Annotated in this window: 4 protein-coding genes; 2 read left to right on the forward strand and 2 right to left on the reverse strand. The window is 71.4% G+C overall.

The genetic code is table 11. The features are described 5' to 3' along the window. Positions 1 to 27 precede the first annotated feature (27 nt). The gene (locus AB1673_09005) at positions 28 to 849 is read left to right on the forward strand and encodes a hypothetical protein (protein MEW6154107.1); all 822 of its coding nucleotides are present in this window, start codon (positions 28 to 30) and stop codon (positions 847 to 849) included. On the opposite strand, the gene AB1673_09010 is transcribed toward AB1673_09005, so the two are convergent. Further along, positions 806 to 2731: an ABC transporter ATP-binding protein gene (locus AB1673_09010; GenBank protein MEW6154108.1), complete on the reverse strand. Its 1926-nt coding sequence runs from the start codon at positions 2729 to 2731 to the stop codon at positions 806 to 808. The two genes, AB1673_09005 and AB1673_09010, sit on opposite strands and share 44 nt — an antisense overlap. Before the next feature lie 99 nt (positions 2732 to 2830). Here AB1673_09010 and AB1673_09015 point away from each other — a divergent pair, with 99 nt between their 5' ends. Beyond that, complete coding sequence (locus tag AB1673_09015) at positions 2831 to 3835, forward strand: hypothetical protein (GenBank protein MEW6154109.1); 1005 nt, start codon at positions 2831 to 2833, stop codon at positions 3833 to 3835. Positions 3836 to 4332: 497 nt separating this feature from the next. Here AB1673_09015 and AB1673_09020 read toward each other — a convergent pair. Further along, a partial coding sequence (locus AB1673_09020) for an RHS repeat-associated core domain-containing protein (protein ID MEW6154110.1) occupies positions 4333 to 6000 on the reverse strand: 1668 nt, incomplete at its 5' end.

Raw genomic sequence — 6000 nt, forward strand, 5'->3', positions numbered from 1 at the left:
CAACCACCGTCCGATGCAGGAGGGACCATGGCCACTGAAGCGTTCGTCGAGACAGGCCGGGACCGCCGGGAACTGGTGTCCGACGCCGGTTTCGGCCAGCTCTCGGTGGCCAGCGTGGCCGGCGGCGCGGTGGCCGCCTACGGGACCTTCGCCGTGCTGTCGGGCATCACCGCGTCCATGGCCGTGGCCGTCGACGCCGACTTCGACGTCGCCGGCCGCTGGGAGCAGCTGGGGGTGGCCGGCGGCCTCGTCGTCGCCGGCCTCCTGCTCCTGTCGTTCCTGGCCGGCGGGTACGTCGCCGGGCGCATGGCCCGCCGGGCCGGTCTGGCCCACGGGGCGGCCGTGGTCGTCCTGGGCATCGTCGGGGCTGTGGTGGCGGCGTGGACGGCCCGCCAGATCGGGGGCACCGACTTGGCCGTCGACAACCTGCGCAACCTCGGCGTGCCGACCACGGCGGCCGAGTGGCGGGACGTGGCCACGGTGGCCGGCCTGGCCTCGCTGGCGGCCATGGTTGTCGGCGGCCTGCTCGGGGGGTCGCTGGGTGAGCGCTGGCACGCCAAGCTCGTGGCCCGCGCCCTCGACCCCCAGAAGGGGGCGGAGGCCGAGGCCCGCCGCGACGCCGAACAGCGGGCGGCCGAGGCCGAGGCCCTGCGCACCGCCTCTTTCCGCCGGGCCCGGGCGGCCACACCCAGCCGGACCCGCAGGGTCGACGGGGAGACGCCCGGTGCCGTGGAGGACGACGCTGACCGCGCCCCGAGGAGCCGGTGGCGCCGCCGCCGGGACGGCGGCGACCGCTCGAGAGCCGTCAGGGACCGGCGGGCTGAGCAGTCGGCCGGGCGTACTGGGTGAGGTAGAGCTCGCGGTAGAGGCCCTGGCGTCCGACGAGCTCGGCGTGGGTACCCCGTTCGACAACCCGCCCCTCGTCGACCACCAGGATCTGATCGGCGGCCTGGATGGTCGACAGGCGGTGGGCGATGACCAGCGATGTCCGTCCCTTGAGGGCTTCGGCCAGGGCCTGCTGCACGAGCAGTTCGGTCTCGGAGTCGAGGTGGGCCGTGGCCTCGTCCAAGATCACGATGGCCGGGCTCTTGAGCAGCACCCGGGCCAGGGCCAGGCGCTGCTTCTCGCCCCCCGAGAGGCGGTAGCCCCGCTCGCCGACCACGGTGTCGTAGCCCTCGGGCAGCCCTGAGATCAGGTCGTGGATGCGGGCCGCCCGGCAGGCCTGTTCGATCTCGTCGTCGGTCGCCTCCGGCCGGGCGTAGGCCAGGTTGGCCCTCACCGTGTCGTGGAACAGGTGGGAGTCCTGGGCCACCATGCCGATGGCCGCGGCCACGCTGGTGAGTGTCAGGTCGCGCACGTCGTGGCCGTCGATGCGGACCGTCCCGGCCGTCACGTCGTAGAGGCGGGGGACGAGGCTGCACAGCGTCGACTTGCCGGCGCCCGTCGGCCCCACCAGGGCCACCATCTGTCCGGGCTCGGCCGTGAACGAGACGCCCTTGAGGATCAGGGCCGAGGGTTCGTCGGACAGGGGCGAGGCGGTGTCGGCCTCCAGTGAGGCGATCGAGACGGTCGAGGGGGCCGGGTAGCGGAACCACACGTTCTCGAGCTCGATGCGCCCCTCGACGGGCCGGTCCCCGCCCAAGTCGAACGAGCCCGGGGAGTCGGTGATCGACGGCTGGGCGTCGAGCACCTCGAACACCCGCTCGAAGGAAACGAAGGCCGTCATCACGTCGACCTGGGCGTTGGTGAGCTGGGTCAGCGGGCCGTAGAGGCGGGCGACGTAGAGGGCGAGGGCCGTGAGGGTGCCGACGGTGAGCGTGCCCTCGATGACCATGCGGGTGCCCCACCAGTAGACGAGCACCGTACCGACGGCACCCAGCATGCCGAGGGCGGCGAAGAACACCCGTCCCAGCAGGGCGGTGCGGATGCCGATGTCCCGCACCCTGCCGGCCTTTTCGGCGAACTCGGCGGCCTCCCGGTCGGGGTGGCCGAAGAGCTTGACCAGCAGGGCGCCCGACACGTTGAACCGCTCGGTCATGTTAGCGTTCATGGCCGCGCTGAGGTTGAAGGACTGGCGGGTCAGCTTCTGGAGGTGGCGGCCCACCCGCTTGGCCGGGGCCACGAACAGCGGGACCACCACCAGGGTGAGCAGCGTCAGCCGCCACTCCAGGCGGAGCATCACGGTGAGTGTCACGATGAGGGTGAACACGTTCTGCACGACGCTGCCCAGGGTGGAGGTGAACGCCCGCTGCGCCCCCTGCACGTCGGTGTTCAGCCGGGACATGAGGGCGCCCGTCTGGGTCCGGGTGAAGAAGGCCAACGGCATGCGGTTGACGTGTTCGTAGAGGGCCGAGCGCAGGTCGAAGGTCAGGCCCTCGCCGATGCGGGCCGTCCACCACCGCTGGAAGAGGTTGAGGACCAGATCGGTGATGGCCAGCCCGACGGCCAGCAGGGCCAGCAGGTTGAGCCCCGACAGGTCGGCCCGGGGTATGGCGTGGTTGTCGATGATGGCCCGGAAGACCAGCGGGGGCATGACCGTGACCAGGGCCGAGGCCAAGATGGTGGCGACGTAGCCGGTGATCATCCACCGGTAGGGCCGGGCGAAGGCCCACACCCGCTTGAGGACCAGCCGGTCGAGCTTGGCCCCGGCCACGAACTCCGGGTCGCGGTTCCACAGGTGATGGTGGTCACCCATCCCGCTCCCGAACGGCCTAGACCCGAACCCTCTCACGCAGTGAAGGTACCCGTCGCTCGGGAACCGGGCTGCGGGCCGGGCGGTAGTTTGACGGCGTGCCCGTGCCCCAGACCGAGCCCTGTCGCCCTTACCGGCGTGGTTGAACCAGCCGCGGAGGGGCCGGCCGACCCGTCGGTGGGGGGCCGGCTGGCGGTGCGGGCCCGTGAACTGGCCACCAAGGGGGCAGCTGTGGCCGGCGACCTGCCGTCGGGCAAGCGGCTGGCGGGCTTGTCGCCGGGTGAGCGTAAGGCTCGGCTCGAGAAACTGCGGGTCGACCTCTACGCCATCTCGTCCGTGCTGGCCGAGGCGGCTGTCGCCCGGGCCTTGGCCGACCGTCCCAACCGCCCCCCTTACGGACTGGTCCGCTCGGGCCACACCGACTGGCGGATGGTCCTCGACACCCCCACCACCGTCGAGGAGGGCACGGTCGCGGGCTTCTACGAGCTGGGCAAGCTCTACGTCGACACCACCGTCTTCCACCTCCACAAGGAGCTGAGCGACCTGCCCCACGGCGAACGGGGCTGGATGCTGACGAGGCTGGAGGCCCTGCTCGCCCTGTTCCGGGCCGAGGCCGGCCCCGCGGGCAAGGCCCGCATGCGCGACGCCGTGAGCTTCATCTACGGGGGCCTGCACTTCGGCACGGGTGTATCGGTCCAACTGGCCGAGGTCATGCACCGCCTGCTGTCCGCACAGGGACTGGGGCCCGAGGCCCAGGCCGAGGTCATGGTCCACAGCAGCCGGCCGGCCATGCGCTTCGCGGCCCTCAACCTCGACCACGTGATCGTGGCTTACCACGCCTTTCTCGCTCCTGCTTCGTTCCCCGGAGGCCCGCAGTGGTTCGACGGCCAACGGTTCGTGGTCACCGAACGCGACGGCCGGCCCTGGTCGGTCGACATCCACCCCGACCACCTCGTGGCCGGCAAGCCCCACGTCGAACGCATCGGCTCGGTCCGCCCGACCTGGGCCACCCACGGTTGCCCGGCCCGGGTCTCCCCCTCGGGCGGCCAGCCCCCCATCCACGACCTGTGGTCATGGGCCGTCGACCTGGCCCTGGCCACCGGCCTCCTCGGCCAGCCCGAGGGACACACACCGGGCCCGTAGAGACCGCCGCGTGGACCGTGCGCCCGGTGGCGTCGCGGGTGTGGGGGTGGAGCCGATCCCCAGCCGAAGCACGCAAGCAACTCCTCCCGCTGCCAAGGAGAGTGCGAGCAGACCGACAAACGTTGGTTGGTTACCGTCGCTACCCGTAGCTAGCGCAGTCACCATAAATAGGGCCGCCGTGATTTGGGCGACACACGTGACGATCAGTCCAACGATCCGGAACCAAGGCTGGGGAGATGTTGACCACAAATGGTGCGCCGACAGCCCGCCCGAGGCGAGCACCGCGGCACATCCCAAAAGGACCACTAGGCCGATGAAGCCCGCCCGGCCGTAGGTTCCGATGGGGTCGTCGACGTTCGCGGTGAGGAACGCAAAGGCTGAGAAGACGGAGAGCACGAGCCAGTTGAGCAGGACGACAGCCGCCATCACCAGCCACACGACCGGGCGTGAGGACGAGCCTTGAGCGTCGGGGAACCGAGGATTTGAGAGACGTACGCTCATCCGACATCGTACCGAATCAACGAGCTGCGACTCTGCACCAAACCAAGAATGTAGGTTTGAGCTAAATAGACCTGATCTGGCACTGGCAGCCCAGACCTGACGAATGCAGCACCAACCTCGCGCCCTCTATGGTTGTTCGCGAGATCGGCCGCCTTCGCTCCCTCAGGGTTACCGGAGAAGTCCTCCCACACCCGCCCAAACTGGACCACGAAGGTTCGGTCGAGGCCATGGATCATCATCAGTGCGTGCCAGTAGACGTGCCTGAAGGCGTCAGCCTCTGCACGCTGCTCAGCTGAAGGAAACGCCTCCTTGGACGCGCTTCTCGCGACGTCGCCGAGTGCCCATGCAACAGTGCATGCCCTGGCCCTGCTTGGACGGCTCAGGCAGAAGGCGCCGACAGAAGTCCACTTTCCGGCCTCTTCGCCATTCAGGTCGGTGCAGTTGATCGGATCGCCAAAGCAGTAGTCATGGTCGTTCGCAGACCCGCCCTCGACGGGGTCGACGGAGAGGAAGCGGCCGAGGGAGGGGACGTAGGGGCGGGCGCCCATGTGGATGATGTCGAGGCCCCCGGCGTCGTCGGTGAGGCGCTGGTGGGAGCCGAGCCAGCCGTAGCCGGGGCCGGAGGGGCCGGGGCCTAGCTCCTGGCCGAAGGGGCTGTAGTGGCGGGTGGGGCCGACCTTGGCCCCGGTGGCGTCGGCGGTGGCCAGGACGTCGCCGTGCACGTTGGGGTAGGCCCAGCTCTCGGCCCCGGCCGTGCGGGTGACGACCACCCCCCCGGGCAGCGCCAGGTGGCGGGCGGTGACCTCCCCGGTGGCCCCGGCCACCACGGCGGGGTTGTCGCCCGGGCCGTCGTGGCCGTAGCGCACGGTGCCCGAGGCGTCGGTGCGGGCCACTATGCGCCCGGTGGCGTCGCGGGTGTAGGTGGCCACCCCGCCGGTGGTGGCGTCGGCGGTGGCCACGTGGCGGCCGGCCCCGTCCCAGGCCAGGGCGATGTCGGCGAGGGCGACCGTGTTGCCCCGGGCGTCGTAGGCCGGGGCCCAGCCGGCCGAGGACGACACCAGGCGGTCGGCCCGGTCGTAGCAGAAGGTGGTGGTGGCGCCGTTGTCGGTGACGGCCGACAGGTTGGACGACCGGCCCGCCCCGGGGTGGGCGCACCCCTCGACGGGGCCGTAGCCGTAGGAGAGCTCGTGGCCCGCGGCCCGGGCCACCGTCAGCCGCCCGGTGACGAGCCGGCCCTGCTCGTCGGGGTCGTAGAGGAAGTTCCACGAGCCCGGCTGGCCGAAGGGGGCGGTGCCCGGGTAGGCGTCGGTGCCGTCCACCCTCTGGTCGACCACCCGGCCCCCCGGGGAGCGCACGACCTCGTCGGTGCCCAGCGTGCCCCCCGGGCCCTGCCAGGCCACCATGGCCAGCCGCCCGGCGGCGTCGTAGGCGAAGGTCCCCGAGGTGGCGTTGGTCGTCGACAACAGGGCCTCAAGCATGCCACTGGCGCCGTCGTAGGAGGCGGTGGCCACGGGCTGGCCGTCCCAGTGCACGGCCTCGACGGCCCCGGTGGCCGCCCCGTAGACGACGGCCGTGGCCCCCCGGGGGCCGTGGGCAGCCGTGGGCCGGCCGGCCTGGTCGTAGGACCGGGTGGTGGTCCAGCCCCAGACGTCGGTGTAGGACAC

This window comes from Actinomycetota bacterium (assembly GCA_040754375.1).
GTDB lineage: Bacteria > Actinomycetota > Acidimicrobiia > Acidimicrobiales > AC-14 > JBFMCT01.

Bases quoted from the DNA above. Each gene is read 5' to 3' on its own strand.
- AB1673_09005 (MEW6154107.1), top strand. From the start codon at position 28: ATGGCCACTGAAGCGTTCGTCGAGACAGGCCGGGACCGCCGGGAACTG.